Raw genomic sequence first — 25,181 nt, 5'->3', positions numbered from 1 at the left:
CCCTGGGCGCAGGGGATCGGACTCAAATGACTGTGACAAACGACGCTACCCAACCCTGCATGACGTTCATGATGAGGCTCCAGATGCCTGTCACCATCAGGATGCCGATGAGGATGAGCATCCCGCCACCGGCGGCATTGATGGCGCGGACGTGGCGGCGCATCCACTGCGTCACCGACCCGGCCCAGCCGAGCCCGAGCGCGATGAGCAGGAACGGGACGCCGAGCCCGAGCGCGTACGCGAGACCGAGGATGGCGCCCTGCGACGCGGAGCCGGTCGTCACGGTGAGCGCGCTGATCGCGGCGAGCGTGGGACCGGAGCAGGGGGTCCAGCCCACCGCGAAGATGACGCCGACTACCGGCGCGCTCCACATGCCGCCCGACTTGATCTGGCGCGGCCGCCAGACCCGCTGGAGGAACGAGAGCTGTCCGATGAAGACGAGGCCCATGGCGATCAGGACCACTCCGGAGATCTGCACGAACACGTTGCCGTACCGCACCAGGAATGAGCTGGCCGCCCCGACGAGCGCGGTGCCCAGCACGAACACGGCCGTGAACCCGGCGACGAAGAGCGCCACACCGGTGACGAGCCGGCGGCGACCCTGCTCCCGGTCACCGGCGAGCGAGCCGACGAGGCCGAGATAGCCCGGCACGAGCGGCAGGATGCACGGGCTGGCGAACGACACGAGCCCAGCGAGCAGCGCGATGGGGATCGAGACGAGCAGCTGCCCGCTCAGCACGGCACCGGCGGGATCGATCGCGATCGTCTGAGCGAGCATCACCGCTCGAGCTCCTCCTGCAGCAGCGTCGAGAGGATGCTCGTGTCGGTCACGGCGCCCGAGATGCGGGCTGCCACCCGGCCCTCGGCGTCGAGGACGATGGTCGAGGGGACCGCGTTCGGTGCGACGAGGCCGCTGAAGGCCAGCTGCGCCTCCCCGGTCGTGTCGTCCAGCAGCGACGGGTAGTCGATGCCGAACTCCTCCTCGAACGAAGCGGCCTGGGCTGCTCCGTCGCGAGTGTTGACGCCGATGAAGTCGACGCGGTCTCCGAACTCGGCGTGCAGCGCGGCCAGCACCGGCGCCTCGGTGCGGCAGGGCGGGCAGGCGGCGTACCAGAAGTTGACGAGCGCCACGCCGTCGAGCGATGCGGAGTCGAACTCGCCGCCCTCGATGAGCTCACCGGCGAACGGCGCGGGAGCCGTGCGCTCCTCGACGGGGATCTCCGTGACCACGCCGTCGCCGGCGATGTAGCCGGCGCTGCCGACCTGGCCCGCAACGCCGTCGGCCGAAGCGCAGCCCGAGAGCACGAGCGATGCCACCGCGAGCGCCGCCGAGGCGGCGCCCATCCGACGCTTGGTCCACATGCCCTTGCCGCCCATCACACCGCTCCCGCATCCACAGCGCCGACCGAGGCGGCCGGCTCGGCATAGTCGATCTCCGTGAACCTGCCGTCGATGCGCGCGAAGCTCGTGATCGACGACAGCTGGCAGCGGCGGGAGCGCGGGTCGTGCCACAGCGGCTTGCCGGCGAGCTGCAGGTGGGCCATCCAGATCGGCGACTGGTGGCTCACGAAGACGATGTCGCCGTCGTCGTCGGACTCGGCGAGCTCGTCCCAGGCGTCCTCCATGGCGGCGATCACGCGCTGCGCGATGGCCCGGTAGGGCTCGCCCCACGACGGGCGGAAGGGGTTGCGCAGCAGCGGCCACGACGTCGGGTGCCGGAGGGCGCCGCTCGCCTCGAAGGTCTTGCCCTCGAAGCAGTTGGTGGGCTCGATGATGCGGCGCTCGGTGCGCACGTCGAGGCCGAACGACTCCGCCCACGGCTGCGCCGACTGCTGCGCTCGCTCGAGCGGGCTGCCGGCGAGCCGCACGACCCGGCGGGCGCTCGGCCCGGTGGCGAGGTGCTCGGCGGCGAGCGCGGCCATCCGGTGCCCGCGCGCCGACAGCACGAAGCCCGGCATGCGGCCGTAGAGCACGCGATCGGGGTTGTGCACCTCGCCGTGGCGCACGAGATGGAGTCGACGGGCAGGCATGGCTTCCATGGTAGCCGCGGTTCCTATCAACCGGGGCGGACCCTGCGCTCGGCACATGCAGGTCAAGGCTTGCCTCGACTTCGCCTCGGTGAACGCGCACGAGGATGGCGCCGAGGACGTCGCCGCGCTGCTCCTCGAACGCGGCGTCGCCGACGACAGCGCGACGCTCGTGCGCGCCGTGCTCGAGCGCGCCGCGTCCGCCGGCGGCAGGGGATGATGGATCCGTGCCCCTCCTCGTCCCGCTCGCGATCGCCCTCGGCGTCGCGCTCGCGGCGAGCCTGATGTGGGCGTGGGCGCGCTACCTCGCGCACCGCGCCCACGCGACGCCCGTCGCCCTGCTGGTCGGCGTGCTCGCCGCGGTCGGCGTCTGGCTGCTCGTCGCGTCGGACGGACCCGGGTCGCAGGTGCCCGTAGCCGCGGGATGGGCGGTGCTGGCCGCATCCGCCGTCGCACTCCTGTGCGGCTGGATCGCGCTCGCCACCGTCGCCCCTGCCGCGACCGAGCGTCCCCGCCGCTGACGCCGGAGGTCCGCGTGCCGGGCCGGTAGGATCGCCCAGTGACTTCTCGCACCCTCATCAAGGACCTCGCATCGCTCCCCGACGGCCCCGTGCACGTGCAGGGCTGGGTCGAGAAGGTGCGCGACCAGAAGCGCGTGCAGTTCGTGATCCTGCGCGACGAGTCGGGCTCGGCGCAGCTCGTGAACTCGGTGAACGACGAGACCGCGGCCACCGCCGCCACCATCTCCGGGCTCATGCACGGCTCCTTCGTCACCGTCGAGGGCGACCTCAAGGCGGATGAGCGGGTCAAGCTCGGCGGGCTCGAGGTCAAGGTGCGCTCGCTGACCGTCGAGTCGGTCGCGAAGGACAGCCCGATCGCCGACGACTCGTCGATCGACAAGCGCCTCGACTGGCGCTTCCTCGACCTGCGCCGCCCTGAGGCGCAGCTCATCTTCCGCGTGCAGACGACGATCGAGCACGCGATGCGGCAGCACTGGATCGACGAGGGCTTCATCGAGCTCCACACCCCCAAGCTCATGGCGACGGCCTCCGAGTCGCGCGCCGAGCTCTTCGAGGTGCCCTACTTCGAGACCACCGCCTACCTCGCGCAGTCGCCGCAGCTGTTCAAGCAGATGGCCCAGTCGGCCGGCTTCGGCAAGATCTTCGAGATCGGCCCGGCCTTCCGCGCCGACCCCTCCTACACGAGCCGCCACGCGACCGAGTTCACCTCGATCGACAGCGAGATCTCGTGGATCGACAGCCACGAGGACGTCATGCAGCTGCACGAGCAGCTGCTCACGAAGGCCCTCGCGGCCGTCGTCGAGCGCCACGGCGCCGACATCGAGCAGCACTTCGGCATCCAGCTGCAGGTGCCCGCCCTGCCGTTCCCGCGCATCCCGCACGCAGAGGTCAAGGCCATCGTCGAGGCCCGCGGCCACACGATCGAGCGCACCGACGGCGACCTCGACCCCGAGGCAGAGCGCCAGATCTCGGCGCACGTCAAGGAGACGACCGGGCACGACTTCGTCTTCGTCACCGAGTACCCGTCGAGCGTGCGGCCGTTCTACCACCTGCGTCCCGAGGGCCGCGGCGACGTGACGAACTCGTACGACCTCATCTACAACGGCGTCGAGATCTCGACCGGCGCGCAGCGCGAGCACCGGGTCGACGTGCTCGAGGCGCAGATCGTCGAGAAGGGCATGAACCCCGCGGAGCTCGAGGAGTACCTCGACTTCTTCCGCTACGGCACGCCCCCGCACGGCGGCTTCGGCATGGGCCTCGCGCGCGTGGTCATGCTGCTGCTGGGCCTCGGCTCGATCCGCGAGACCACCTACCTCTTCCGCGGGCCGACGCGCCTCACGCCGTAAGGCGGGCCCGGATGCGGTCGGCCAGCTTCACGGGGTCGACGCGCCAGGAGGAGTGGGGGCGCCCGTCGATGAGCACGACGGGGATGTCCTCGCTCCAGCGCGCCTCGAGCGCGGGGTCGTCGAGGATCGACACCTCGTGCATCGTCGCGCCGGGGAAGCCGTCGACGACGCGCTCGACGACGGGCCTCGCCTCGTCGCAGAGGTGGCAGCCGGGCTTGGCGATGAAGGTGATCTCGACCATGCGCCCAGCCTAGGTCGCCCGGCGCGGCCGGCCGCGGCCCGCACATGCAGAAGCCGGGAGCCTGCTGATGCAGGTCCCGGCTCTGGATGCAACCGGCTTACTTGCGGTTGCGACGCTGGTGGCGCGTCTTGCGAAGCAGCTTGCGGTGCTTCTTCTTCGCCATGCGCTTGCGGCGCTTCTTCACCACAGAACCCATAGAGGTTCCTCACTTCCGATCGGGATTGCTCGCTGACGCTGCACGACCTCGAGGTCCGCGCAGGGAAAACGCTCTCGACATCGTACCCGAACGCGGCGGGCCGCCGCGTGTCGGCCCCTCGGGGTCAGTCGAGGCGGGAGTCGTCCTGCTCGCGGGCGGCGTGGCCGTCCTCGCCGAGCGCGGCGCGGCGCTCGTCCTCCTCCTCGCGCTTGCGCAGCTTGCCCTTCGCGTCGTCGAGGCGCTGCGACGCGCGCGACTGCATCTCGTGCAGGCGGTCCTGCACCTCGTGGATGCGGTCGCGGGCCTCCTGCACGCGGTCCTGCAGGTCGTGCATGCCCTCGGCGGCCCGCCGTCCGAGCGATGCGCCCACCGGGGCCGGGTGCTCGACCCGGTCGCTCATGCGCGCGAGCGCCTGCTCGGCGGCGACGCGCGCCTGCTCCGCCGCGAGGCGGGCCTGGTCGGCCGCCGCGCGCAGCGGCGCCGGAACCTGCACGCCCGCCCAGGCGGCGAACGCGGCGGCGCCGAGCGACGCCTCGTCCTGCTCGCCCTCGGCGAAGATGAACGGCATCAGCCAGTCGTCGATCTCGTCGAACGGCGCGAGCACGATCGCGTAGTGGCGGTGCTGGCCGTCCTCGCGCACCGTGACGAGGCCCGCGTCGCGCAGGGTGCGGAGGTGCTTCGACACCGTCGGCTGCGGCACGCCGAGCGCGTCGACGATCTGGCTCACGCTCGCCTCGCCCGTCGCCGCGCGGCGCTCGAGCAGGACGCCCAGGATGTCGCGTCGCGTGCTGTCCGCGATGACGGAGAAGATGTCGGCCATGCGCACAGCATGCCAGCGCGGCGCCAGGCGCGACAAACCATCCTCGCACGCGGCTCGCGCCGGACAGGGCTACGCTTGCCCCGTCCTGCGCCGCCCTGCGGCGCTTCGATCCCGCGGAAGGCGCAGCAGGTGGCGGAGCAGCGGACGCCGGGGATGACGGCGCTCCCGAGTCGATGGCGCGACGGCCTCGAGCAGTTCGCAGGGGCGTACCCGGCGCGGTTCGCGATCATGGTCTTCGCGAGCATGAACCTGCTCTTCGCGGTGCTGCTCATGACGCCGTGGGCCACGGCCACCGGCGAGCCGACGCCGTTCGTGGATGCGTTCTTCCAGGCCGTGAGCGTCGTGTGCGTGACGGGCCTGACGGTCGTCGACATGGCCACCCACTGGAGCCCCTTCGGCAACGCGGTCGTGATGGTGGGCGTGCAGGTGGGCGGCATCGGCGTGCTGACGCTCGCCTCGATCCTCGGCCTCACCGTGGCCCGCAAGCTCGGCCTGCGCCAGCGGCTCATGGCCGCGAGCGACTCCAACCCGTCCCGCGTGCGCAAGGGCGTGGTGAAGGAGAGCCAGGCCATCCGGCTCGGCGAGGTCGGCGGACTGCTGCGCACCGTGGCGCTCTCGGTGGCTGTGTTCGAAGCGGCGCTCATCGTGCTGCTGCTGCCGCGCATCCTGCTCGAGGGCAAGCCGTTCCTCACCGCCCTCTACGAGGCGACCTACTGGTCGTTCATGTCGTTCACGAACTCGGGCTTCGTGCCCACCGTCGAGGGGCTCGAGCCGTACGCGACCGACCCGTGGTTCCTCGGCGTCATGATGGTCGGCGTCTTCATCGGCTCGCTCGGCTTCCCGGTCTACTTCGTGCTGCTGCGCCACCTGGGCGCGCCCCGCCAGTGGTCGCTCCACGTCAAGCTCACGATCTCCGTCTCGCTCATGCTCTTCTTCGCGGGCGGCCTGGCCTACCTCGTGCTCGAGTGGGGCAACGCCGACTCCTGGGGCACGGCCGACTTCGGCCAGCAGGTGCTGCACGCCTTCTTCCTGTCGACGATGGCGCGCTCCGGCGGCTTCGCCCTCGAGGACCTCGGGCTGCTGCACAACTCGAGCCTGCTCGTGACCGACATGCTCATGTTCGTCGGCGGCGGCTCCGCGTCGACCGCGGGCGGCATCAAGGTGACGACCCTCGCGATCCTCTTCCTCGCCGCGATCGCCGAGGCGCGCGGCCGCAAGTCGATGGAGGCGTTCGGCCGGCGCATCCCCTCCGACGTGCTCCGCCTGGCCGTCTCGGTCACCCTGTGGAGCGCGACCATCGTCGCGGGCGTCACGATCGTGCTGCTCGAGATCACCGGTGCGCCGCTGTCGTTCGTGCTGTTCGACGTCATCAGCGCGTTCGCCACGGTGGGGCTCTCCACGGGCTTCACGCAGCCCGGCCTCGAGGACCCGGCCAAGGTCATCCTGGCCCTGACCATGTTCGTCGGGCGCATTGGTAGTGTGACGCTCGCCGCGGCGCTGGCGGCGAGCCAGACCACGCAGCTGTTCACTCGCCCCGAGGAGAGGCCGATCGTTGGTTGACAGGATCCCGCACGACGCCCCGGTGCTCGTCATCGGGCTCGGCCGCTTCGGCGCCGCCACCGCAGGGCAGCTCGCGCGCCTCGACCGCGAGGTGCTCGCGATCGACGACGACATCAACCTCGTGCAGAAGTGGTCGGAGCGGCTCACGCACACGGTGCAGGCCGACGCCCGCTCGATCGACGCGCTCAAGCAGGTCGGCGCGGGCGACTTCTCGATCGCGGTGTGCGCGGTGGGCTCCTCGATCGAGGCGTCCGTGCTCATCGTCGCCAACCTCGTCGACCTCGGCGTGCCGCAGATCTGGGCGAAGGCGATCAGCCAGTCGCACGGCAAGATCCTCAGCCGCATCGGCGCGAACCACGTCATCTACCCCGAGGCCGAGGCCGGCGAGCGCGTCGCGCACCTCGTGTCGGGGCGGATGCTCGACTACATCCAGTTCGACGACCAGTTCGCGATCGTGAAGATGTACCCGCCGAAGCACATCCGCGGCGTCACGCTCGCCGAGTCGCGCATCCGCTCGAAGTACCACCTGACCGTGGTGGGCGTGAAGAGCCCGGGCGGCGAGTTCACCTACGCGACCCCCGAGACGATCGTCTCGAACCACGACCTCATCATCGTGTCGGGCAACCAGAACGACATCGAGCGGTTCGCGGGCCTGAGTGCCTGAGCGGGCCGAGCGCGCGGCCGTGCCCGACGACGCCCGGCGCTGCCCCTGCGGCACGGGGCTCACCTTCGGCGAGTGCTGCGGGCCCGTGCTGAGCGGCGAGCGCGAGGCCGCCACCGCCGAGGCGCTCATGCGCTCCCGCTTCACGGCCTTCGCCGTCGGCGACGTCGACTGGCTGCTCGCGTCGTGGCACTCCTCGACGCGCCCGCGCTCCCTCGAGCTCGACCCGGGCATCCGCTGGCTGCGGCTCGACGTGCTCGGCACGTCGGGCGGAGGCCCGTTCGACCGCGAGGGCACGGTGACGTTCGAGTCGCACTGGACGGCCGAGGGCGCGCGCGGCTCGATGCGCGAGCTCAGCCGCTTCCGCCGCGACCGCGGCTGGCAGTACGTCGACGGCGACCAGGTGTAGCGCGTGGCTCGGACCGCCGACGCCGCCATCGAGGAGCTCGAGCGCTCCGGGCAGGTGGTCGTGCGCGCGGTCGTCGGCGGCATCGCCGCGGCCGTCGTCGGGGCGCTCGTCTTCGCCGCGATCGGTGCGCTGCTCATCGCGGGGTGGGTGAGCGAGCCCAGCTGGGCGGCAGTGCCCGCCGCGCTCCTCGGCGCCGTCGCGCTCGGCTTCTTCGGCCTGCTCGGGGTGCCGGTGCTCGTGGCGCGGTGGGCGACGGCGTCGCGCGCGGTCGTGCTCACCGCCGACGGGGCGATGCTCGGGGGCGGCTCGCGGGTGCAGTGGGCGCACGTGCGGTCCGCGCGCCTCGAGACGCTGCTCGGCCAGCGCTTCGCGGTGCTGCTCCCGCGCGAGGAGCACGCCGCCGACCAGCTGCGGGCGCTGCCGCTGCCCGCGCGGCTCGGGGCGCTGCTCAACGGCCGGCTGCTGCGGGAGCCCGCGCCGGTCGCGCTGCCGGCGCAGCTCGAGCTGCCGCCCGCCGAGCTGCTGCGGGTCGTGCAGCGCGCGCGACGCCTCGGCGGCCACCTGCGCTGACGCGCGTCAGCCGGCGGCGAGCTCCTGCGCGCGCGCGAGCGCCGCGGCGGTGGCGCGGTCGAAGACCTCGCCGAGGCGGGCCTCCTGCAGCACGGCGACGGCGCGCTCGGTCGTGCCCTTCGGGCTCGTGACGCGTCGGCGCAGCTCGGCCGGCTCGGCGCCGTCGGCGGCGAGCAGCTCGCTCGCCCCGCGGAAGGTGCCCTGCACCATCGTCGCCGCCTGCTCGTGGGTGAAGCCCATGCGCTCGGCCGCACCGGTGAGCTCCTCGATGAGCAGGAAGACGTAGGCCGGGCCCGAGCCCGAGATGGTCGACAGCGCGTCGATCTGCGACTCGTCGAGCACGATCACCTCGCCGACCGCCTCGAACATGCGCGCCACGAGCGCCACGTCGTCCGCCGAGGCGCGCGCGCCGCCGGCGACGCCCGTCACGCCGAGCCCGACGTGCGACGGCGTGTTCGGCATCGCCCGCACCACGGGGACGGATGCGGGCAGCGCGGCCTCGATGGACGCCGTCGTCGTACCGGCCGCGATCGAGACGACCACCGCATCCGGCTCCAGGTGCGGCGCGATCTCGCGCGCGAGGTCGACGATGCCCGCGGGCTTCACGCCGAGCACGACGAGCTTGGCGCCCGCGACCGCTCGCGCGTTGCCGTCGGGCTCGTCGGCGAGCGCGATCGACTCCACGCCGTCGAGCCGGATGCCCGCGGCCTTCTCGGCCGTGCGGTTCGTGACGACGATGCGCTCCGCGCCGTGGTGGGCGAGGCCGCTGAGGATCGCGCCGCCCATGGAGCCGACGCCGAGCATGGCGATGGGAGGGAGGAGGTCGGTCATGCCGCCCAGGCTAGTCGGGGCGAGCCGCCACCCTCCCGCGCGTAGACTCGCCGCCGTGAGCGCATCCCACGGTACGAAGGCGGTCGTCGCGGCGTTCCTCGCGAACACCGGCATCGCCATCACCAAGTTCATCGCCTGGTTCTTCTCGGGCTCCGCATCGATGCTGGCCGAGGCCATCCACTCGGTCGCCGACGCCGGCAACCAGCTGCTGCTGCTGCTGGGCGGCCGGCTGGCCAAGAAGCGGGCGAGCGAGGAGCATCCGTTCGGCTACGGCCGCGAGCGCTACGTCTGGGCGTTCATCGTGGCGCTGGTGCTCTTCTCGGTCGGCGGCCTGTTCTCGATCTACGAGGGCATCTCGAAGATCCGCGAGCCGCACGAGATCGAGGTGCCGTGGCTGCCGCTGACGGTGCTCGGCATCGCGATCGTGCTCGAGTCGTTCTCGATCCGCGTGGCCATCAAGGAGGCCAACGCGGTGCGCGGCAAGGCGAGCTGGTGGAGCTTCATCCGCAAGGCGAAGAGCCCGGAGCTGCCCGTCATCCTGCTCGAGGACCTCGCGGCGCTGCTCGGCCTGGTCTTCGCGTTCGCCGCGGTGGGCCTGTCGGTGCTCACCGGCAACCCGCTCTTCGACGCGATCGGCACGCTCATGATCGGCGCGCTGCTGATCGCGGTCGCGATCGTGCTCGCGATCGAGATGAAGTCGCTGCTGATCGGCGAGGGCGCGACGCGCGAGGACCACGCCAAGATCCAGCGCATCCTGAACGCCTCCCCCGGGGTCGAGTCGCTCATCCACATGAAGACGCTCTACCTGGGCCCCGACGAGCTCATGATCGCCGCGAAGGTGGCGTTCCCGCCGCAGTCCGACATCGAGCACGTGGCGAGCACCATCAACGACCTCGAGTCGATGCTGCGCACCGAGGTGCCGCACGCGCGGGTGATCTACATCGAGCCCGACCTCGTCGTCGACCGGCCCGACATCGCGCCGTCGACCGACCACATCGTCATCCAGTCGGGCAACTGACCGCTCCGGCGGCGAGTTGTGTAGGCTGTCTGCATGGAGTTCCTGCACTCGCTGCTCGTCGCCCTGCACCTGATCGGCGCTTCGCTGCTGGTCGGCACCTTCTTCCTGCAGATGCGGGCGAAGACCGGCTTCAACTTCACGATGATGCTGATCGGCGCCTCGCTGCAGCTCGTCTCGGGGGTCGCCCTCTACGGCCTCGCGATGGCCGGCGACGGCGACGTGAACCACATGAAGCTCGGCATCAAGGGCCTCATCGCCGTCGTCGTGTTCGTCGCGGCGCTGCTGGGCTTCCTGCGCGGCCGCGCGATCCGCGCGGAGAAGGCGGGCCTCGCGGCCGGCGGCGCCCGGCCGGTGGCCGACGTCTCGCTGCCCGAGCCGCGCGTGAAGACGTTCTTCCACATCGCCGGCGGCCTCGCGCTCGTCAACCTGCTGATCGCGGTCTTCTGGGGCTGAGCGCACCGGCGGCTGCGCGGCGCTCAGCGGCGCTCGGCGAAGAAGGCGCGCAGCTGCGCCTCGGCCTCGTCGGCGAGCACGTCCGAGACCACCTCGACGCGGTGCGGCAGCCGCCGCTCCCGCAGCACGTCGACGACGCTGCCGGCGGCGCCGGCCTTCTCGTCCCACGCGCCGAACACGACGCGGGCGACGCGGCTCGCGAGGATCGCGCCCGCGCACATGACGCACGGCTCGAGCGTGACGACGAGCGCGCATCCGTCGAGCCTCCACGAGCCGAGCGCCGCCGCGGCCTCGCGCAGCGCCACGACCTCGGCGTGCGCGGTCGGGTCGTGGCGCGCCTCGCGCTCGTTGCGGCCGGTGCCGATGACGGTGCCGGATGCGTCGACGACGACGGCGCCGACCGGCACGTCGGCGGTGCGCTCGGCCGCGGCCGCCTGCTCGAGCGCGAGCCGCATGAGCGCCTCGTCGCGCGCCGATGGCCGCATGCTCCGCCCTCCCGGGTCGGGCGCCCCGCTGCGCGCCCACTACCCTGAACCCTATGCGAGTCCACGTCGCCGACCACCCGCTCGTCACCCACAAGCTGACCGTGCTGCGGGATGCGCGCACCCCCTCCCCCACCTTCCGCTCGCTCGTCGGCGAGCTGATGACGCTGCTCGCCTACGAGGCCACGCGCAACGTGCGGGTGACGCCCAAGGAGATCCAGACGCCGGTGACGACGACGACCGGCGTCGAGATCGCCGAGCCGCGGCCGCTCGTCGTGCCGATCCTGCGCGCCGGGCTCGGGATGCTCGATGGCATGACGGCGCTCGTGCCGACCGCCGAGGTGGGATTCCTCGGCATGGCCCGCAACGAGGAGACCCTCGAGCCGTACACGTACGCCGAGCGGCTGCCCGACGACCTCTCGGACCGCCAGTGCTTCGTGCTCGACCCGATGCTCGCGACCGGCGGCTCGCTGTCGGCGGCGATGCAGTTCCTCTTCGACCGCGGCGCCGTCGACGTGACCGCCATCTGCCTGCTCGGCACGCCGGAGGGCCTCGAGCGCGTCGAGCGCGACATGGACGGCCACGACGTGACGATCGTGCTGGGGGCCCTCGACGAGCGCCTCAACGAGCAGGGCTTCATCGTGCCCGGGCTCGGCGACGCGGGCGACCGCCTGTACGGCACCGTCGGTCACTGAGCGCCGGCGGCCGCTGAGCGGCGCCGGTCGGGGAGCACCGGCGGCCCCGGCCGTCACACTTCGTCACATTCGCGCGCTGTTTGACATCGCGCGAGCGAACCCGGGATACTGGCGGGCATGACGACCACCTTCCGCCCCTTGTCCGTCCTCGCGACGAACGGGACGAACGGCATGATGATGCCGATGGTCGACATGCGTCGAATGTGTGCTTGAGCGAAGCTCGCACCGTCCGACCGCTCCATGAAGAGTCGCTGACGCCTACGCCGTCGCACCCTCGGGCCTGAGCAGCCCACGAGAGCGGTCCCCTCCGAACCAGCACCGGTTCGCGCACGACCGATCGACTCCTCGAGTCGGCGGCCCGCATCGCCGTACCCGCATCGTCGGGCGGCGCGGCCGCCGACCGCACGCCGGAAGGCCCCTCCCATGACCATCACCGCATTCCCCGCCACCGCCCGCACCCGCCGCCCGTCGCTGCAGCAGCCCCGCTTCAGCGGCACCGCCGCCCTCGCCCCGGAGCGGGCCTTCGTCCCCGCCCCCGCCCCGCGCATCCGCTCCGCCGCGCCCGCCGCGGCGCCGGCCGCACCCGCGCCCGTGCGCGCCGTGCCCGACGGCACCGAGGCCCGCGGCTTCGTGCTCTACGTCGGCCTCGGCGAGGACGCCGCCGCCGCCGACCACATCGAGCTCGCCCGCCTCGTCGGCGAGCTGCGCGCCCTCACCTCGCGCCTCGCGCCGAGCGCGGAGACGCACGCCGCCGTGGCGCTCGCACCCGCCGGCGCGGGCGGCCGCGACGTCGAGGTCGTGCGCCGCGCGCTCGGCGACCCGGCGGTGCAGCAGCCCGCCGTCGAGACGGAGGCCGACCCGGGCATCGTCATCGACCTGACGCGCAAGCGCGTCGCGATCGGCGACGACATCGCGCCGCTCACCTACCGCGAGTTCGAGCTGCTGCAGCACATCGTGCTGCGCGAGGGCTCGACCGTCGGCCGCTGCGACATCATCGACGCGCTGTGGGACGCCGACGCCGACGACCGCCCCAACGAGCGCACGATCGACGTGCACGTGCGCCGCCTGCGCGCGAAGCTCGGCGGCTACGCCGAGATCATCCGCACCGTGCGCGGCGCCGGCTACCGGTTCGACCGCCACGCCGACGTGACGGTGCTCGCCTCGGGCCCGAGCCCCGACCGCTTCTGACGCGGCCCGGTGCGACGAGGCACAGGGATTTCTCAGGGATATCTGGGCGCGCTCGTTACCGATCCGTTATACGTTCGTCGCACGTTGATCGTTGTGCTGTGGCGATCAGCGGAAGCGGAGGCTCAAGCCTCACTTGGTGCAAGGGACTGGGGCCGGTCGGGAGAACCTGACCGGCCCTGCATCGTCTCCGGGCGGCGTCCCGCCCGCCAGCCCTGGCGCGTCCGCCCCGTCAGCCGCCGTGCTCGGCGCGATAGCGCACCAGGAGCCGGTCGAGCAGCCCCGCGAGCTCGCGCTCGAGCTCGTCGTCGAGCGCTCGGAACGAGAGCGTGGCGCGGCCGGTGCGGCGCGCCTGCAGCGGCGGCGACGCGAGCGCGAGGTCGTCCGGGTAGCGATCCATGATGATCAGGTAGACGCCGACGTCGGCCCTGTTGCGCTTCAGCGCCGCGAAGTAGTCGTGGCCGGTCGCGCCCGGCCACACCCACGCGGGCACGCCGTGGATGGCGCCGTCGACGAGCTCGGGGCGGTAGCGGTCGAGGAGCGCCGTCAGCCGCGCCGCCACCGCGTCGAGGTCGGCCATCGCGTGGCTCCCCTGCCTCAGCGCCCGCCGGCCAGGTGCTCGGCGAGGAACGCGGATGCGGTGCGCCGGAAGGCGCGCGAGGTGGGCGCGTTGATGTGGTTGCGCCCGGGGATCGCCTCGAACCGGCCGTCGCGCAGCAGCGGCAGCAGCTCGGCGGTGTCGTCCGCGCGGTCGTCCTTCTCGCCGGTCATCAAGAGCGTCGGCACCGTCGGCGGCGCCTGGGCGGGGTCGAAGAGCGTCGCCGAGACCTCGCCCGCGAGCGTGACGAGCGTGGCCGGGTCGTGCTCGGGGAAGACGCTCGCGAGCTCGACGATGAACGACTCCATGCGGCCCGGCTCCGCCCGCTCCTCGAGGGCGCGGTGCGCGAGGTCGACGTCGAAGCGCTCGAAGGGGTCGCCGGCCGGGAGCCCGCCGAGCACGAGGGCGCGGAAGGCGTGCGGCCGGGTGCCCGCGTGCCGCCACAGCAGCCGCGCGCCCATCGAGTAGCCGATCGCGCCCGGCGCCTCGGGCAGCGCGAGCTGCTCGAGCACCGCGTCGACGTCGTCGACGAAGCGCGGCACGTCGTACCCGGTCGACGGGCGGTCGCTCTCGCCGTGACCGCGGAGGTCCATGGCGATCCCGCGGAGCCCCGCCTGGGCGAGCGCGTCGCCCCAGCCGGTGTCGATCCAGTTGCGCTGCGCGTTCGACGAGAACCCGTGGATGAGCAGCACCGGCGCGCCGCCCGGGTCGCCGAGCTCGTGGAGCGCGATGCGCACGCCGTCGGGGGCCATCGCGAAGACCGTCATATCCTGAGGCTAGTCCGAGCGAGAGGGAGCCCAGGTGACGCGTTCCGTCCTGTTCATCAAGCACATCGAGTACGAGACGGGCGGCCACGCGACCACGCTGCTGTCGCACCTCCCGACGCGCGAGGCGGTCTTCCCCACCTTCCTGCCGCCCCTCGACGCGATCGCGGGCATCGTCATCACCGGCGGGCAGATGAGCGCCGCCGACGTGGACGCGTTCCCCTCGCTGCAGCTGACGGCCGACCTGGCGCTCCGAGCGATCGACGCCGAGATCCCGGTGCTCGGCCTGTGCCTCGGCCACCAGATCCTCGGCCGGGCGCTCGGCGGCGAGCACCGCGAGGGCGCGGTCGACGAGGTGGGCATCATCGACATCGACGTGCTCGAGCCGGAGCCGTGGCTGGGCGGCCACGTCGGCCGGCTCGGCGCGATGCGCTGGAACAGCGACGTGGTGTCGCTGCCTCCAGGCGCGACGCTCCTCGCCCGCAGCGCGACCGTCGAGAACGAGGCGTTCCGCTGCGGCTCGGCCGTCGGCATGCAGTTCCACCTCGAGGCCGACGACCGCGTCATGCGCCTGTGGGACTCCGTGGCCTCGCCGACGCTCTCGCAGTTGCGGAGCCCGGATGCGGTGGCCGGGTGGCGCCGCCACCTCGCGACCGAACCGACGCTGCTCGGCGTCGTCGAGCGCGGCTTCGGCGCGTTCGCCGCGGCGTGCGCGGCGAGGATGGACGCGGAGGCGCCGGCGCTCGTCGCCTAGGGACGGAGCGGCGCCGCGGTCACCTCTTCCCGCGCGCGGCGTGCCCTGCTAGGCATGGCGCGTGACCACCCGGACGCGGGCCGCGCCGACGCCGCCGCCCGAGCTCGCCGACCCCGTCCGGCGCGGGCGCATCGCGCTCTCCCTCGCTGGTGGGCTGTGGGCGCTGCTGCTGCTGCCGCTGACCGCGGCCGACTGGGGCGCCCCCTGGGTCGCGGCGCTCAGCCGCCTCGAGCCGTGGCGGGCGCTGCGGGGTGCCGTGGACGACCCCTACGTCGTCTTCGGCGCGCTCACGGGCGTGTCGTTCCTCGCGATCGGCGCTGCGCTGCTGCCCGATCTGCGGCGCGCCCGCTGGGGCGGCACGGTGTTCGCCGTCACCGTCCTGCTCGGCGCGATCATCACCCCCGTCAGCTATCTCAGCACTCCCCCCACGGCGCCGCTCCACGTGCTCTGGGGCGCGGAGGGGCCGCTGCTGGTCGTCATCGGCCTGGCCGGCGTGCTCGCCGCGGTGAGCGCCCGGCGCTGGCGACGGTGGGTCAGGGCGCTGCTGGCGGTCACGCTCGTGGTGCTCGTCGCAGGGGTGCTCGCCACCGGCTACTACCCGCACGGCCCGCTCATCGCCCTCTCGCTCGAAGCGGCCGTGCTGCTGGGCGGCGCGCCGCGCGCGCGGCCGACGGCCGCGGTCAGACCACGACGCTGAGGCGCCCGACCGGCTCGTCGGCGCTCTTCTGGATCAGGCCGAGCGGCTCCGCGAGCGACTCGAGGGTGCCCGCCGGGATCGCTCCCGCGCGCTCGAGCAGCGCGAGCGCCACCGGGGCGCCGGGGCGGCGCGCGCCGTCGGCCGACTTCACGACCGCCGTGGTGCCGTCGGGGGCGACGATCGCCTGCGTGCCCTCCGCGCCGAACTTCGTCGCGCATCCGGTCGCCGCGATCACGACCGCGTCGGGGCGGCCCGCGCCGTCGATGAGGGTCGGATGCGCGCGCATCGCGTCGCCGACCGCGCGGTGCCCGCCGGTGCCGTCGGGCGCGAGGCGGCGGAACGCCCGCGCGAGGCCGACGGGGGTCGTCGGGAAGACGAGCGCGCCGCACCCGTCGTGCGCGAAGCCGCTCATCGGCTCGCCCGTCGCCTCGGCGAGGCTCGACCGCAGCACGGCCTCGATCGGGTGGTCGTCGGCCCAGTACTCCTCGGGCGCACCCATCGCGCGGGCCGAGGCCGCCATCGCGATGTGCTTGCCGACGCACATGTGGGCGAAGCGCCGCTGCGTGCCATCGGGTGCCTTCATCGGCGGGCAGCGGAGCGCATCCTCGTCGACGCCGTGCGCGGCCGCCATCGCCTGGGCGGTCGTCACGTGCTCGTCGTCGGCCCAGTGGCTCGCGCTCGCGAGCGCCGCGTGCGCGGGCTCGAGCTCGATCAGGCCGGCGTCGAGGAGCGCGGACGCGAAGAGCGGCTTGAGCGCGCTGCGGGCGAGGAACGGGCGGTCGACGGGACCGTGGGCCTCGAGGACGCGGCCGTCGGGGTCGACGAGCACGGCGACCCCGCGGTGCTCGGATTCGACGAAGCCGTCGCGCTCGATGACGGCGAGGAGCTCGGTGGCAGGCATGGATTCACGCTACCCGCGCCGGGCGGCCTCGACGCCCAGCAGCAGGCGCTTGGCCTCGGTGCCGCCCGCGTACTGGCCGAGCGAGCCGTCGCTGCGCACCACCCGGTGGCACGGGATGGCGATCGGCAGCGGGTTGCGCCGGCAGGCCGTGCCGACCGCGCGCACCGCTCGCGGCGAGCCGACGGCCGCGGCGACCTCGGCGTACGAGCGGGTCTCGCCGTAGGGGATCTCGCGCAGCCGCTCGACGACCTCGCGCCCGAAGCCGCGCGCGAGCGAGAGGTCGAGCGGGCCGTCGAAGGCCCGCGCGCGGCCGGCGATGAGCCGCTCGAGCCGGCGAGCCGCGTCGTCGAGCCGGGCGGGGGCCTCGAGCAGGCGCGGGCTGAGCTCGACCGCGAGCCGGTCGAGGGTCTGCTCGGGATGGGCGCCGTCGAAGGTGACCGACACGAGCCCCGCGGGCGTCGCGGCGACGAGCAGCGTGCCGAGCGCGGTGTCGAGGGAGCGGTAGGCGACGTCGAGGAGCCCCGCCGCCGCTGCGCGCTCGGCGAGCCGCGCGCGCAGCGCGTCGAGCGGGGGCGCGGGGAGCGCGCCGGGCAGGTCAGCCATGGTCGCCGCCCATCAGTGCACGCAGGCGCCGCACGCCGTCGGACGAGGCGCGACGCACCGCATCCGTCGACGACTCGAGCACGGCCGCCACCTCGGCGAACGGCAGCCCGCCGAGGTGGTGCAGCACGACCGCCTCGCGCTGCCGGGTGGGCAGCCGCGAGAGCGCGCGGGCCAGGTCGAGGTCGCGGCCCTCGGGCGGCGCGGGCCGCTCGGGCACGTCGCCGACGACGAGCCGCGCGCGCCGGCGCAGCACGTCGATCGCCTTGCGGTGCGCGATGGTCACGAGCCAGCCCTCGATGCTCGTGTCGTGCCGCAGCCGAGGGTAGGCCTCGAGCGCCGCGAGGAACGTGTCGCTCCAGGCGTCGTCGGCGTCGGGCTCGTCGAGCAGCGCCCGGCACACCCGCCACACCCGTGCGCCGTGCGCGGCGACGATCGTCTCGAACGGCGCACGGGTCACGCGACCGAATCTAGCCCGGCGCCCGCGAGCCCGTCGCCGCGCTCGAGGTCGAGCAGGAACCGCTTGCGCTCGACCCCGCCCGCGTAGCCGGTGAGCGCCCCGCTCGAGCCGACGACCCGGTGGCACGGCACGACGATCGAGCACGGGTTGCGGCCGTTCGCGAGGCCGACCGCCCGCACGGCGGTGGGCTGCCCGATGCGCTCGGCGATCCAGCCGTACGTGCGGGTCTCGCCGTACGGGATCTCGCGCAGCGCCTGCCAGACGCGCTGCTGGAACGGCGTGCCGACCGGCGCGAGCGGCAGATCGAAGGCGGTGCGCTCCCCCGCCCAGTACTCGGCGAGCTGCTGCGCCGCGTCGGCGAAGGCCGCGTCGTCGCGGTCGCCGAAGGCCGTCTCGTCGGGCACCGGCCGGTGGTCGGGCATGAAGATGCCGGTGAGCCCCTCGTCGCCGCGCACGAGCGTGAGGCTGCCGATGGGGCTGTCGATGATGGTGTGGGTCATGGCCGCATTCCTCTCATACCCTGCCAACGCGCGAGGCGGCGGGAATGTGAGGCTGTGGATGGGGCGGATCGGCGCCGCCGTAGGCTCGGAGCATGCAGATCGCCCTCGTCCGCCACGGCCAGACCGACTTCAACCGCGACGGGCGCCTGCAGGGCTCGAGCGACATCCCGCTCAACGAGACGGGCATCGCCCAGGCGCACACCGCCGCGCGCCTGCTCGCCGGCGAGCACTGGGATGCCGTCGTCTCGTCGCCGCTCGAGCGCGCGGCCGTCACCGCCGACATCATCGCCGCCGCGCTCGGGCTCGAGGTGTGCGGCCGCTACCCGAGCCTCGTCGAGCGCGCGTACGGCCAGGCGGAGGGCCTCACGAAGGAGCAGGCGGTCGAGCGCTTCGGCACCGACTGGCCCGGCGAGGAGGACTTCGACGACCTGCAGCGGCGCGCCGTCGCCGCGATCGACGAGGTCGCGGCCGCCAACCCGGTCGAGGCGCTCGTGGTCGTCACGCACGGCACGTTCATCCGCGCGTTCGCCGACCACGTCACCGGCCTCGAGACCCGCACGCCCGACAACGCCCACTCGGTGCGCTTCGCAGGCACGCCCGGCGCGTGGGAGCTCGTCGACGGCCTGGTGCGCAAGTGAGCCTCGAGGCCCTGCGGGCGGCGCTGCCCGACCACGTGCTGGTCACCGACCCGGCAGCGCTCGACGTCGCGCGCGCCGACAAGTCGGGTCATCGCTCGGCGGCCGCGCCGCTCGCGATCGTCGAGGCGGAGTCGGTCGAGCACGTGCAGGCCGCGATGCGCTGGGCGAGCGAGCACCTCGTCGCGGTCGTGCCGCGCGCGGCCGGCACCGGGCTCGCGGGCGGCGCGATCGCCGGCTCGGGCGAGCTGGTCGTCTCGGTCGACCGGATGCGCAGCCTGCTGCACGTCTCCCTCGTCGACCAGTCCTGCGTGGTCGAACCGGGCATCCGCAACGCCGAGCTCAACGACCTGCTCGCCGCCCACGGCCTGTGGTGGCCGCCCGACCCGGCCAGCCGCGCCATCTCGACCGTCGGCGGCAACATCGCCACCAACGCCGGGGGCCTGCTGTGCGCCAAGTACGGCGTCACGCGCGAGTGGGTGCTCGCGCTCGACGTCGTGCTCGCCGACGGCAGCCTCATCACGACCGGCCACCGCACGGTGAAGGGCGTCACCGGCCTCGACCTGACGGCGCTGCTCATCGGCTCCGAGGGCACGCTCGGCATCATCGTCGGCGCGACGCTCAAGCTGCGGCCGCTCGTCGAGGGCGGCATCTGGACGGTGGGTGCGTTCTTCGAGGACGAGGCCATCGCAGCCGCCGCGTGCACCGCGGTCACGGCCGCGCGCATCCGCCCCGCCATCATGGAGCTCGTCGGCCGCGACGCGGTGACGATGCTCGCCGCCTACTCCGGGCAGCCCATGCACGGCGCGTTCGTGCTCGTGCAGACCGACGACCTGGGCGCCGAGGCGAGCTCCGAGACGGTCGCGCAGATCCTCGCCGCCCACGGCGGGCGCGTCGAGCGCACCGACGACCCGGGCCGGGCGGATGTGCTGGTGCAGGTGCGCAGGCAGGTGCACTGGGCGCTCGAGTCGTTCGGCACCGTGCTCGTCGAGGACGTCTCGGTGCCCCGGTCGCGGCTCGCCGACATGTTCCGCGCGTGCGACGAGGCGGCCGCGCGGCACGGCGTGCGGCTCGCGACCACCGCCCACGCGGGCGACGGCAACCTGCACCCGACCTTCGTCTTCGACGGCCCCGAGCCGTCGCCCGCCATCTGGGCGTGCGCCGACGAGGTCTTCGAGGCGGCGATCGCGATGGGCGGCACGCTCACGGGCGAGCACGGCGTCGGCATCCTGAAGCGCCGCTGGCTCGTCGACGAGCTGGGCGAGCGGCAGCTGGCGCTGCAGCGCGCGGTGAAGGCGGCGTTCGACCCGGCGGGCATCCTGAACCCGGGCAAGGCGGTCTGAGCCGGCGCTGCCCACGCAGACGACGAAGGAGGAGGCCCGCTCGGGGCCTCCTCCTGCGTCAGTGCGGGGTCGTTACTTGACGGCGACGAGGTCGCAGACGAAGATCAGCGTCTCGTTCGGGCCGATGACGCCGCCGGCGCCGCGCTCGCCGTAGGCCAGGTGCGGCGGGATGACGAGGCGGCGGCGTCCGCCGACGCGCATGCCCTCGATGCCCTGCTCCCAGCCCTTGATGACCATGCCGACGCCGAGCGGGAACTCGAGCGGCGCGCCGCGGTTGTAGGAGGCGTCGAACTCCTCGCCGCCGGAGTGGGTGACGCCGACGTAGTGGACGCTGACCTGCTTGCCGGCCGCCGCCTCCTCGCCGTCGCCGACGGTGATGTCGGTGATCTCGAGCTCAGTGGGTGCAGGGCCCTCGGGGGCCTCGATCTCGGGCTTCTCAGTCATGGCTCCATCCAAGCACGCGCGCAGTGGACGGTCGGATGCGGTGCGTAGCCTGAGGGCGTCGGCCCGCGCACCGCGGGCACGCGAACGCAAGGAGGACATCCCATGGCCATCACCTCGAACGCGAGCACCAGCTGGAGCGGCGCCCTGAGCAGCGGGTCGGGCACGACCACGCTCGGCACCGGGTCGACCTTCGACGTGACCTGGAAGGCGCGGGCCGAGGAGGGCGGCGCGACGACGCCGGAGGAGTTCATCGCGGCGGCCCACGCGAGCTGCTACGCCATGGCGTTCTCGCACGCGCTCGACGAGGCCGGCCACGCCCCGGAGTCGCTGCAGACGAGCGCGAAGGTGTCGTTCGAGCCCGGCAAGGGCATCACCACGAGCGTGCTGTCGGTGACCGGCGTGGTGCCCGGCATCGACCAGGAGGAGTTCGCCCGCATCGCCGAGGAGGCGAAGTCGAGCTGCCCCGTCTCGCAGGCGCTCGCCGGCGTCGAGATCCAGCTGGAGTCCGCCACCCTGCAGAGCTAGGGAACGAATCTTCCGAGAATCCCTCGGAATGCCCTACATTCAGCAGTAGCAACTCTCCCGCGCACCGGCTACAACTAGAGGTGACGGGGTCAACCAACAGAAGCAAGGAGCGTCTGTGTACTTCAAGCAGCTTCCCACCCACCTGCTCGTGACGCTTCGCGGCGGCGATGACGACTTCATCATCATGGGCGACGACGACTTCATCATCATGGGCGGCGGCAGCCTCTAGGCAGCCCTCCCACACCGCGGCCGCGGGCCGACCTCCGGGTCGGTCCGCGGCCGCGGTGCGTTGCGCCCGGGACTCGACGTGATGCGCAGATCCTGGGCGAACCCCTGGATTCCACTAAGGTCGTGAGCGTGCGGCGTCCAGTGCGCCGGACGTCATCCCGCAACGGCGCGCGACGGAAGGACAGACCCGATGGGTTCCCTTGTGCTCATGGTGATCGGCCTGGCGATGTTCGCCGGCGGCTACCTCATCTACTCCAAGTACCTCGCGAGACGGGTCTTCCAGCTCGACTCCGGGTTCAAGACCCCGGCCCACGACCTCAACGACGGCGTCGACTACGTGCCGACGAGCAAGTTCATCCTGTGGGGCCACCACTTCACCTCGGTCGCAGGTGCCGCGCCGATCGTCGGTCCGGCGATCGCCGTCATCTGGGGCTGGCTGCCCGCCCTCCTGTGGGTCACGCTCGGCACCGTCTTCTTCGCCGGCATGCACGACCTCGGCGCGCTGTGGGCGTCGCTGCGCAACAAGGGCAAGTCGATCGGCGCGCTCTCCGGCCGCTACATCGGCAAGCGCGGCGCCAACCTGTTCCTCGTCGTGATCTTCCTGCTGCTGCTCATGGTGATCGCCGCCTTCGCGGTCGTCATCAAGAACCTGCTCATCAGCACCCCCACGGCCGTCATCCCCACGTGGGGCGCGATCGTCGTCGCCCTGCTCGTCGGCGTCGCTGTCTACCGCATGCGCTGGCCGCTCATCCCCGTCACGATCGTCGGCGTCGTCGCCCTGTATGCGCTCATCGTCGTCGGCGACAGCGTCCCGGTCGTGCTGCCCGAGTCGTTCCTCGGCATGACACCCGCCACCTTCTGGATCCTCGCGCTGTTCGTCTACGGCGCGATCGCCTCGCTGCTGCCGGTCTGGGTGCTGCTGCAGCCGCGCGACTACATCAACGGCGTGCAGCTCTTCGTCGGGCTCATCCTGCTCTTCGGCGCGGTGCTGATCGGCGCGCTGTTCTCGGCGAACCCGCCCGACATCGTCGCCCCGATGATCAACACCGCCCTGCCGGAGGGCACCCCGAGCATGGTGCCCTTGCTCTTCGTCACCATCGCGTGCGGCGCCATCTCGGGCTTCCACGGCATGGTTTCCTCGGGCACGACGTCGAAGCAGATCGACAAGGAGACGGATGCTCGCTTCGTCGGCTACTTCGGCGCCGTCGGCGAGGGCATGCTGTCGCTGGGCACGATCCTGGCCGTGATCGGCGGCTTCCAGTCGGCCGCCGAGTGGGAGTCGATCTACAGCGAGTTCGGCGCCGGCGGCGTCACGGCCTTCGTGCAGGGCGGCGGCGCCCTCATGGAGAACGGCCTCGGCCTGCCCGCGTCGCTGAGCGCGACCGTGCTCGCCACCATGGCGGTGCTCTTCGCCGCGACCACGATGGACACGGGCATGCGCCTGCTGCGCTTCGTCGTGCAGGAGATCGGGGATGCGTTCAAGGTCCGGATCACGAAGGTCCCGGCGACGCTCGTCGTCGTCGTGGTGGGTCTCGGCCTCACCTTCTCGCAGGGGCTCGGCGGCGAGGGCGGTCTGCGCATCTGGCCGCTCTTCGGCACGACGAACCAGCTCCTCGCATCCCTCACCCTGTCGATCATCGCGGTCATGCTCATCCGCAAGCGGCGCAACCCGTGGCCGGCGCTCATCCCGCTCACGCTCGTCTTCGTGCTGTCGTTCTGGGCGGCGATCGAGCAGCTCACGAGCTTCGCGGCACCGGGCAACGCCGACTGGCTGCTGTTCGCGCTCGACGTCGTCATCATCGTCGCGAGCGTCTGGGTCGGCATCGAAGCCGTGCTCGCGATGCGCCGCGCGATGAAGGAGCCGCCGGAGCACGAGCACGAGGACGCCCAGCTCGTCGCCGAGCGAGAGCGCGTCTGAGCACGTGATCCCCGCACGCCGCGGGGCCCAGCGCCGGGAGCATCGCCCTCGGCGCTGGGCCGCGCTGCGCGACGGCCTGCACGAGTTCTACGTCGGCCCCTACCGCCGCACCTTCCTCCGCGAGCAGCGCGACGAGGACGACCTGTTCATGATCGTCGTCCTCGGCGAGGCGCTCGGCGTGCCCGACCCGGCCGCCTACTACTCCGCCGAGCTGCTGCCGGCCGTCTGGGACGACTTCCACGCCTGGCACCGGCGCGTCGGCATCCCCCGATCCCCGTTGGACCACATCGCATGCTGCTAGCGATCGCGCGCTCCCGACGCATCCTCTTCGTCGGCGGCAAGGGCGGTGTCGGCAAGACCTCGGTCTCGGCCGCGCTCGCGGTGGCGCGCGCCCGCGACGGCGGTCGTGTGCTGCTCGTCTCCACCGATCCGGCCCACAACCTCGGGCACATCTGGGATCGCGAGCTCTCGGACGAGCCGGTGCGCGTGCTCACGACCGACGACGGATGGGTGGATGCGCTCGAGATCGATCCGCAGTCGACCATCGACCGGCACTTCGCCGCGGTCGGGGCCACCATGCGACGCCTGCTGCCCGAGCGCCTGCACGCCTCGGCCCAGCAGCACCTCGACCAGGCGAGGTCAGCGCCCGGGAGCCACGAGTCGGCCGTGCTCGAGCGCGTCGCGGAGCTCGTCTCGAGCAGCCAGGAGACGCACGACCTGGTCATCTTCGACACGGCGCCGTCGGGTCACACCCTGCGCCTGCTCGCGCTCCCCGAGCAGCTCGGCAGCTGGACCGCCACGCTGCTCGCCAGTCGCGATCGGTCCGACCGCTTCGCCGCCGCCGCGCAAGGCATCGTGGGCGTCAAGGACGAGGAGCCGACCGCCGATGCCGAGCTGCGACGCACGCTCGTCGCTCGCCGCGATCGCTTCGCGCACATGCGCAGCGTCGTGACGGATGCGACGCAGACGTCGTTCGTCGTCGTCACGGTCGCGGAGCGGCTGCCCGTCGCCGAATCGGTCGACGTCGTCGAGCAGCTCGCGGCGCTCGGCATCGATCCCGCCGCGATCATCGTGAACCGCCGCTCGCCGGCCGACGAGGGCGCACTCCTGGCAGCGCGGCGCGAGCAGGAGGAGCAGCAGCTGGCGCGGCTCCGCTCGGCGCTCGCAGGGCTCCCCCTCGTGGAGGTCCCGCTGCTGCCCGGCGATCTGGCCGGCGCGGACGCGCTGCGGATCCTCGCCGATCACGTGGCCCCGCCGAGCGCCTGAGTCGTCGGCGCGCGCTTGGCGCCGAGAGACCACGAAGGCCACCTGCTCTCGCAGGTGGCCTTCACTACTGTCTCAACACAGTGCGCGCCCGGAGGGACTCGAACCCCCAACCTTCTGATCCGTAGTCAGATGCTCTATCCGTTGAGCTACGGGCGCTTGGCCGAACGGCCAGCGATCAGACTACCCGATCACTGGCCGTCGACGCGAATCGAGGCGCGTCATGGACGCGCCCAGGCTCACAGGGGGCGGATGTTCGCAGCCTGGGGGCCCTTGTTGCCCTCAACGATCTCGAACTCGACTGCCTGAGCCTCTTCGAGGGTCTTGAAGCCGTTGGACTGGATCTGGCTGTAGTGAGCGAACAGATCCTTGCCGCCGTCGTCCGGAGCGATGAAGCCGAAGCCCTTGCCGGAGTCGAACCACTTGACGGTGCCGGTTGCCATATTTCCTTCAATCATGCTGTGCGGCCTGAGCCGCGCGAAAAGCGCAGAACAAGAATCGTCCTGCGCCACGGCAAGCGTAGCGGTCATCGCGTT

The 25,181-nt window shown here is 72.6% G+C and carries 35 protein-coding genes and 1 tRNA gene; 19 read left to right on the top strand and 17 right to left on the bottom strand.

Annotated features, from left to right (window positions below; translation table 11 throughout):
* Positions 1–22 precede the first annotated feature (22 nt).
* The 3 genes from FQ330_RS03535 to FQ330_RS03525 are packed head-to-tail and all read right to left on the bottom strand — an operon-like array spanning position 23 to position 2,030.
* A complete protein-coding gene (locus FQ330_RS03535; protein ID WP_128189205.1) occupies positions 23–778 on the bottom strand; it encodes a cytochrome c biogenesis CcdA family protein in 756 nt (251 codons plus the stop codon).
* The gene (locus tag FQ330_RS03530; protein ID WP_146355269.1) at positions 778–1,377 is read right to left on the bottom strand and encodes a TlpA family protein disulfide reductase; all 600 of its coding nucleotides are present in this window, start codon (positions 1,375–1,377) and stop codon (positions 778–780) included. Before FQ330_RS03530 ends, FQ330_RS03535 begins: the two co-directional genes overlap by 1 nt.
* Positions 1,377–2,030: a histidine phosphatase family protein gene (locus tag FQ330_RS03525; RefSeq protein WP_146355267.1), complete on the bottom strand. Its 654-nt coding sequence runs from the start codon at positions 2,028–2,030 to the stop codon at positions 1,377–1,379. The genes FQ330_RS03530 and FQ330_RS03525 overlap by 1 nt, the downstream gene beginning before the upstream one ends.
* A 55-nt stretch (positions 2,031–2,085) precedes the next feature.
* On the opposite strand from FQ330_RS03525, the gene FQ330_RS13210 reads away from it, so the two are divergent.
* From FQ330_RS13210 to aspS, 3 genes are read left to right on the top strand one after another with little or no spacing between them, the layout of a single operon-like run.
* Entirely contained in the window at positions 2,086–2,247 is a 162-nt protein-coding gene (locus tag FQ330_RS13210) for a hypothetical protein (protein WP_192575829.1), read from the top strand.
* Positions 2,248–2,254: 7 nt separating this feature from the next.
* Positions 2,255–2,548 carry a hypothetical protein gene (locus FQ330_RS03520; protein WP_128189202.1) on the top strand — a complete coding sequence of 98 codons (294 nt, stop codon included), beginning with the start codon at positions 2,255–2,257 and terminating at the stop codon, positions 2,546–2,548.
* Between the two features lie 38 nt (positions 2,549–2,586).
* Positions 2,587–3,894 carry an aspartate--tRNA(Asn) ligase gene (gene aspS / locus FQ330_RS03515; protein ID WP_146355265.1) on the top strand — a complete coding sequence of 436 codons (1,308 nt, stop codon included), beginning with the start codon at positions 2,587–2,589 and terminating at the stop codon, positions 3,892–3,894.
* Here the strand turns inward: aspS and FQ330_RS03510 are convergent.
* From FQ330_RS03510 to FQ330_RS13685, 3 genes are all read right to left on the bottom strand, one after another.
* Positions 3,884–4,135, bottom strand: a complete 252-nt coding sequence (locus FQ330_RS03510; RefSeq protein WP_146355263.1) for a glutaredoxin family protein — start codon at positions 4,133–4,135, stop codon at positions 3,884–3,886. The genes aspS and FQ330_RS03510 overlap by 11 nt on opposite strands.
* Positions 4,136–4,232: 97 nt before the next feature.
* Complete coding sequence (locus tag FQ330_RS03505) at positions 4,233–4,331, bottom strand: 30S ribosomal protein bS22 (RefSeq protein WP_021011861.1); 99 nt, start codon at positions 4,329–4,331, stop codon at positions 4,233–4,235.
* 124 nt (positions 4,332–4,455) lie between these two features.
* Complete coding sequence (locus FQ330_RS13685) at positions 4,456–5,151, bottom strand: ArsR/SmtB family transcription factor (protein ID WP_128189199.1); 696 nt, start codon at positions 5,149–5,151, stop codon at positions 4,456–4,458.
* A 153-nt stretch (positions 5,152–5,304) separates the two neighbouring features.
* Between FQ330_RS13685 and FQ330_RS03495 the strand changes: the two genes are divergently transcribed.
* From FQ330_RS03495 to FQ330_RS03480, 4 genes are read left to right on the top strand one after another with little or no spacing between them, the layout of a single operon-like run.
* A complete protein-coding gene (locus tag FQ330_RS03495; protein WP_146355364.1) occupies positions 5,305–6,711 on the top strand; it encodes a TrkH family potassium uptake protein in 1,407 nt (468 codons plus the stop codon).
* Positions 6,704–7,375 (top strand): potassium channel family protein, encoded by a 672-nt coding sequence (locus tag FQ330_RS03490; RefSeq protein WP_128189196.1) that lies wholly within the window; start codon positions 6,704–6,706, stop codon positions 7,373–7,375. Before FQ330_RS03495 ends, FQ330_RS03490 begins: the two co-directional genes overlap by 8 nt.
* A complete protein-coding gene (locus FQ330_RS03485) occupies positions 7,368–7,781 on the top strand; it encodes a YchJ family protein (RefSeq protein ID WP_225792667.1) in 414 nt (137 codons plus the stop codon). Before FQ330_RS03490 ends, FQ330_RS03485 begins: the two co-directional genes overlap by 8 nt.
* Before the next feature lie 3 nt (positions 7,782–7,784).
* Entirely contained in the window at positions 7,785–8,351 is a 567-nt protein-coding gene (locus FQ330_RS03480) for a hypothetical protein (RefSeq protein ID WP_146355261.1), read from the top strand.
* A 6-nt stretch (positions 8,352–8,357) separates the two neighbouring features.
* Here the strand turns inward: FQ330_RS03480 and proC are convergent, their stop codons facing one another.
* Entirely contained in the window at positions 8,358–9,182 is an 825-nt protein-coding gene (proC, locus tag FQ330_RS03475; protein WP_146355259.1) for a pyrroline-5-carboxylate reductase, read from the bottom strand.
* 55 nt (positions 9,183–9,237) lie between these two features.
* Between proC and FQ330_RS03470 the strand changes: the two genes are divergently transcribed.
* Both FQ330_RS03470 and FQ330_RS03465 read left to right on the top strand, forming a co-directional pair.
* Positions 9,238–10,200, top strand: a complete 963-nt coding sequence (locus FQ330_RS03470; protein ID WP_146355257.1) for a cation diffusion facilitator family transporter — start codon at positions 9,238–9,240, stop codon at positions 10,198–10,200.
* 33 nt (positions 10,201–10,233) lie between these two features.
* Complete coding sequence (locus FQ330_RS03465) at positions 10,234–10,653, top strand: hypothetical protein (RefSeq protein ID WP_128189192.1); 420 nt, start codon at positions 10,234–10,236, stop codon at positions 10,651–10,653.
* Positions 10,654–10,676: 23 nt separating this feature from the next.
* On the opposite strand, the gene tadA is transcribed toward FQ330_RS03465, so the two are convergent.
* Positions 10,677–11,138: a tRNA adenosine(34) deaminase TadA gene (tadA, locus tag FQ330_RS03460; RefSeq protein ID WP_225792666.1), complete on the bottom strand. Its 462-nt coding sequence runs from the start codon at positions 11,136–11,138 to the stop codon at positions 10,677–10,679.
* A gap of 53 nt (positions 11,139–11,191) precedes the next feature.
* Here tadA and upp point away from each other — a divergent pair, with 53 nt between their 5' ends.
* Positions 11,192–11,830 carry a uracil phosphoribosyltransferase gene (gene upp, locus FQ330_RS03455; protein ID WP_146355255.1) on the top strand — a complete coding sequence of 213 codons (639 nt, stop codon included), beginning with the start codon at positions 11,192–11,194 and terminating at the stop codon, positions 11,828–11,830.
* 423 nt (positions 11,831–12,253) lie between these two features.
* Entirely contained in the window at positions 12,254–13,018 is a 765-nt protein-coding gene (locus FQ330_RS03450) for a winged helix-turn-helix domain-containing protein (RefSeq protein ID WP_146355253.1), read from the top strand.
* 229 nt (positions 13,019–13,247) lie between these two features.
* Here the strand turns inward: FQ330_RS03450 and FQ330_RS03445 are convergent, their stop codons facing one another.
* Positions 13,248–13,595 carry a hypothetical protein gene (locus FQ330_RS03445; protein ID WP_146355251.1) on the bottom strand — a complete coding sequence of 116 codons (348 nt, stop codon included), beginning with the start codon at positions 13,593–13,595 and terminating at the stop codon, positions 13,248–13,250.
* A 17-nt stretch (positions 13,596–13,612) separates the two neighbouring features.
* Positions 13,613–14,380 (bottom strand): alpha/beta fold hydrolase, encoded by a 768-nt coding sequence (locus FQ330_RS03440; RefSeq protein ID WP_146355249.1) that lies wholly within the window; start codon positions 14,378–14,380, stop codon positions 13,613–13,615.
* A 34-nt stretch (positions 14,381–14,414) separates the two neighbouring features.
* Here FQ330_RS03440 and FQ330_RS03435 point away from each other — a divergent pair, with 34 nt between their 5' ends.
* Both FQ330_RS03435 and FQ330_RS03430 read left to right on the top strand, forming a co-directional pair.
* Positions 14,415–15,131, top strand: a complete 717-nt coding sequence (locus tag FQ330_RS03435; protein ID WP_146355247.1) for a type 1 glutamine amidotransferase — start codon at positions 14,415–14,417, stop codon at positions 15,129–15,131.
* A 61-nt stretch (positions 15,132–15,192) separates the two neighbouring features.
* The gene (locus FQ330_RS03430) at positions 15,193–15,828 is read left to right on the top strand and encodes a hypothetical protein (RefSeq protein ID WP_146355245.1); all 636 of its coding nucleotides are present in this window, start codon (positions 15,193–15,195) and stop codon (positions 15,826–15,828) included.
* On the opposite strand, the gene FQ330_RS03425 is transcribed toward FQ330_RS03430, so the two are convergent.
* The 4 genes from FQ330_RS03425 to FQ330_RS03410 are packed head-to-tail and all read right to left on the bottom strand — an operon-like array spanning position 15,812 to position 18,289.
* Positions 15,812–16,729, bottom strand: a complete 918-nt coding sequence (locus FQ330_RS03425) for an asparaginase (protein WP_146355243.1) — start codon at positions 16,727–16,729, stop codon at positions 15,812–15,814. The genes FQ330_RS03430 and FQ330_RS03425 overlap by 17 nt on opposite strands.
* Before the next feature lie 9 nt (positions 16,730–16,738).
* Entirely contained in the window at positions 16,739–17,332 is a 594-nt protein-coding gene (locus FQ330_RS03420; RefSeq protein ID WP_146355241.1) for a methylated-DNA--[protein]-cysteine S-methyltransferase, read from the bottom strand.
* Entirely contained in the window at positions 17,325–17,789 is a 465-nt protein-coding gene (locus tag FQ330_RS03415; protein ID WP_128189183.1) for an RNA polymerase sigma factor, read from the bottom strand. Before FQ330_RS03415 ends, FQ330_RS03420 begins: the two co-directional genes overlap by 8 nt.
* Entirely contained in the window at positions 17,786–18,289 is a 504-nt protein-coding gene (locus FQ330_RS03410) for a methylated-DNA--[protein]-cysteine S-methyltransferase (protein ID WP_146355239.1), read from the bottom strand. The genes FQ330_RS03415 and FQ330_RS03410 overlap by 4 nt, the downstream gene beginning before the upstream one ends.
* A gap of 92 nt (positions 18,290–18,381) precedes the next feature.
* Here FQ330_RS03410 and FQ330_RS03405 point away from each other — a divergent pair, with 92 nt between their 5' ends.
* Positions 18,382–18,927: a histidine phosphatase family protein gene (locus FQ330_RS03405; protein WP_128189181.1), complete on the top strand. Its 546-nt coding sequence runs from the start codon at positions 18,382–18,384 to the stop codon at positions 18,925–18,927.
* On the top strand, positions 18,924–20,267 hold the full coding sequence (locus FQ330_RS03400) for an FAD-binding oxidoreductase (protein WP_146355237.1): 1,344 nt from the start codon (positions 18,924–18,926) through the stop codon (positions 20,265–20,267). The genes FQ330_RS03405 and FQ330_RS03400 overlap by 4 nt, the downstream gene beginning before the upstream one ends.
* A 72-nt stretch (positions 20,268–20,339) precedes the next feature.
* On the opposite strand, the gene FQ330_RS03395 is transcribed toward FQ330_RS03400, so the two are convergent.
* On the bottom strand, positions 20,340–20,711 hold the full coding sequence (locus tag FQ330_RS03395; RefSeq protein WP_146355235.1) for an FKBP-type peptidyl-prolyl cis-trans isomerase: 372 nt from the start codon (positions 20,709–20,711) through the stop codon (positions 20,340–20,342).
* 102 nt (positions 20,712–20,813) lie between these two features.
* Here FQ330_RS03395 and FQ330_RS03390 point away from each other — a divergent pair, with 102 nt between their 5' ends.
* From FQ330_RS03390 to FQ330_RS03375, 4 genes are all read left to right on the top strand, one after another.
* Positions 20,814–21,236, top strand: coding sequence for an OsmC family peroxiredoxin (locus tag FQ330_RS03390; RefSeq protein ID WP_146355233.1), 423 nt, complete (start codon positions 20,814–20,816; stop codon positions 21,234–21,236).
* A 418-nt stretch (positions 21,237–21,654) separates the two neighbouring features.
* Positions 21,655–23,382: a carbon starvation CstA family protein gene (locus FQ330_RS03385; protein ID WP_146355230.1), complete on the top strand. Its 1,728-nt coding sequence runs from the start codon at positions 21,655–21,657 to the stop codon at positions 23,380–23,382.
* A 4-nt stretch (positions 23,383–23,386) separates the two neighbouring features.
* Positions 23,387–23,683: a cory-CC-star protein gene (locus tag FQ330_RS03380; protein ID WP_225792665.1), complete on the top strand. Its 297-nt coding sequence runs from the start codon at positions 23,387–23,389 to the stop codon at positions 23,681–23,683.
* Positions 23,674–24,648 carry an ArsA family ATPase gene (locus FQ330_RS03375; protein ID WP_146355228.1) on the top strand — a complete coding sequence of 325 codons (975 nt, stop codon included), beginning with the start codon at positions 23,674–23,676 and terminating at the stop codon, positions 24,646–24,648. The genes FQ330_RS03380 and FQ330_RS03375 overlap by 10 nt, the downstream gene beginning before the upstream one ends.
* A gap of 83 nt (positions 24,649–24,731) precedes the next feature.
* Here FQ330_RS03375 and FQ330_RS03370 read toward each other — a convergent pair.
* Positions 24,732–24,804, bottom strand: a tRNA-Arg gene (locus FQ330_RS03370).
* A gap of 80 nt (positions 24,805–24,884) precedes the next feature.
* The gene (locus FQ330_RS03365) at positions 24,885–25,088 is read right to left on the bottom strand and encodes a cold-shock protein (protein WP_092666090.1); all 204 of its coding nucleotides are present in this window, start codon (positions 25,086–25,088) and stop codon (positions 24,885–24,887) included.
* Positions 25,089–25,181 lie beyond the last annotated feature (93 nt).

It is taken from the genome of Agrococcus sediminis (assembly GCF_007923295.1).
Lineage (GTDB): Bacteria > Actinomycetota > Actinomycetes > Actinomycetales > Microbacteriaceae > Agrococcus > Agrococcus sediminis.
The sequence above is the reverse complement of the archived record's forward strand: the minus strand, read 5'-3'. Positions and strand labels throughout refer to the sequence as shown.

Coding starts and splice junctions, on each gene's coding strand:
- FQ330_RS03385 (WP_146355230.1), top strand. CDS start 21,655: ATGGGTTCCCTTGTGCTCATGGTGATCGGCCTGGCGATGTTCGCCGGC.
- FQ330_RS03405 (WP_128189181.1), top strand. CDS start 18,382: ATGCAGATCGCCCTCGTCCGCCACGGCCAGACCGACTTCAACCGCGAC.
- FQ330_RS13685 (WP_128189199.1), bottom strand. CDS start 5,151: ATGGCCGACATCTTCTCCGTCATCGCGGACAGCACGCGACGCGACATC.
- FQ330_RS13210 (WP_192575829.1), top strand. CDS start 2,086: ATGCAGGTCAAGGCTTGCCTCGACTTCGCCTCGGTGAACGCGCACGAG.
- FQ330_RS03535 (WP_128189205.1), bottom strand. CDS start 778: ATGCTCGCTCAGACGATCGCGATCGATCCCGCCGGTGCCGTGCTGAGC.
- FQ330_RS03390 (WP_146355233.1), top strand. CDS start 20,814: ATGGCCATCACCTCGAACGCGAGCACCAGCTGGAGCGGCGCCCTGAGC.
- FQ330_RS03525 (WP_146355267.1), bottom strand. CDS start 2,030: ATGCCTGCCCGTCGACTCCATCTCGTGCGCCACGGCGAGGTGCACAAC.
- FQ330_RS03510 (WP_146355263.1), bottom strand. CDS start 4,135: ATGGTCGAGATCACCTTCATCGCCAAGCCCGGCTGCCACCTCTGCGAC.
- tadA (WP_225792666.1), bottom strand. CDS start 11,138: ATGCGGCCATCGGCGCGCGACGAGGCGCTCATGCGGCTCGCGCTCGAG.
- FQ330_RS03375 (WP_146355228.1), top strand. CDS start 23,674: ATGCTGCTAGCGATCGCGCGCTCCCGACGCATCCTCTTCGTCGGCGGC.
- FQ330_RS03410 (WP_146355239.1), bottom strand. CDS start 18,289: ATGACCCACACCATCATCGACAGCCCCATCGGCAGCCTCACGCTCGTG.
- FQ330_RS03465 (WP_128189192.1), top strand. CDS start 10,234: ATGGAGTTCCTGCACTCGCTGCTCGTCGCCCTGCACCTGATCGGCGCT.
- FQ330_RS03450 (WP_146355253.1), top strand. CDS start 12,254: ATGACCATCACCGCATTCCCCGCCACCGCCCGCACCCGCCGCCCGTCG.
- upp (WP_146355255.1), top strand. CDS start 11,192: ATGCGAGTCCACGTCGCCGACCACCCGCTCGTCACCCACAAGCTGACC.
- proC (WP_146355259.1), bottom strand. CDS start 9,182: ATGACCGACCTCCTCCCTCCCATCGCCATGCTCGGCGTCGGCTCCATG.
- FQ330_RS03395 (WP_146355235.1), bottom strand. CDS start 20,711: ATGACTGAGAAGCCCGAGATCGAGGCCCCCGAGGGCCCTGCACCCACT.
- FQ330_RS03445 (WP_146355251.1), bottom strand. CDS start 13,595: ATGGCCGACCTCGACGCGGTGGCGGCGCGGCTGACGGCGCTCCTCGAC.
- FQ330_RS03425 (WP_146355243.1), bottom strand. CDS start 16,729: ATGCCTGCCACCGAGCTCCTCGCCGTCATCGAGCGCGACGGCTTCGTC.
- FQ330_RS03530 (WP_146355269.1), bottom strand. CDS start 1,377: ATGGGCGGCAAGGGCATGTGGACCAAGCGTCGGATGGGCGCCGCCTCG.
- FQ330_RS03365 (WP_092666090.1), bottom strand. CDS start 25,088: ATGGCAACCGGCACCGTCAAGTGGTTCGACTCCGGCAAGGGCTTCGGC.
- FQ330_RS03495 (WP_146355364.1), top strand. CDS start 5,305: ATGACGGCGCTCCCGAGTCGATGGCGCGACGGCCTCGAGCAGTTCGCA.
- FQ330_RS03505 (WP_021011861.1), bottom strand. CDS start 4,331: ATGGGTTCTGTGGTGAAGAAGCGCCGCAAGCGCATGGCGAAGAAGAAG.
- FQ330_RS03440 (WP_146355249.1), bottom strand. CDS start 14,380: ATGACGGTCTTCGCGATGGCCCCCGACGGCGTGCGCATCGCGCTCCAC.
- FQ330_RS03420 (WP_146355241.1), bottom strand. CDS start 17,332: ATGGCTGACCTGCCCGGCGCGCTCCCCGCGCCCCCGCTCGACGCGCTG.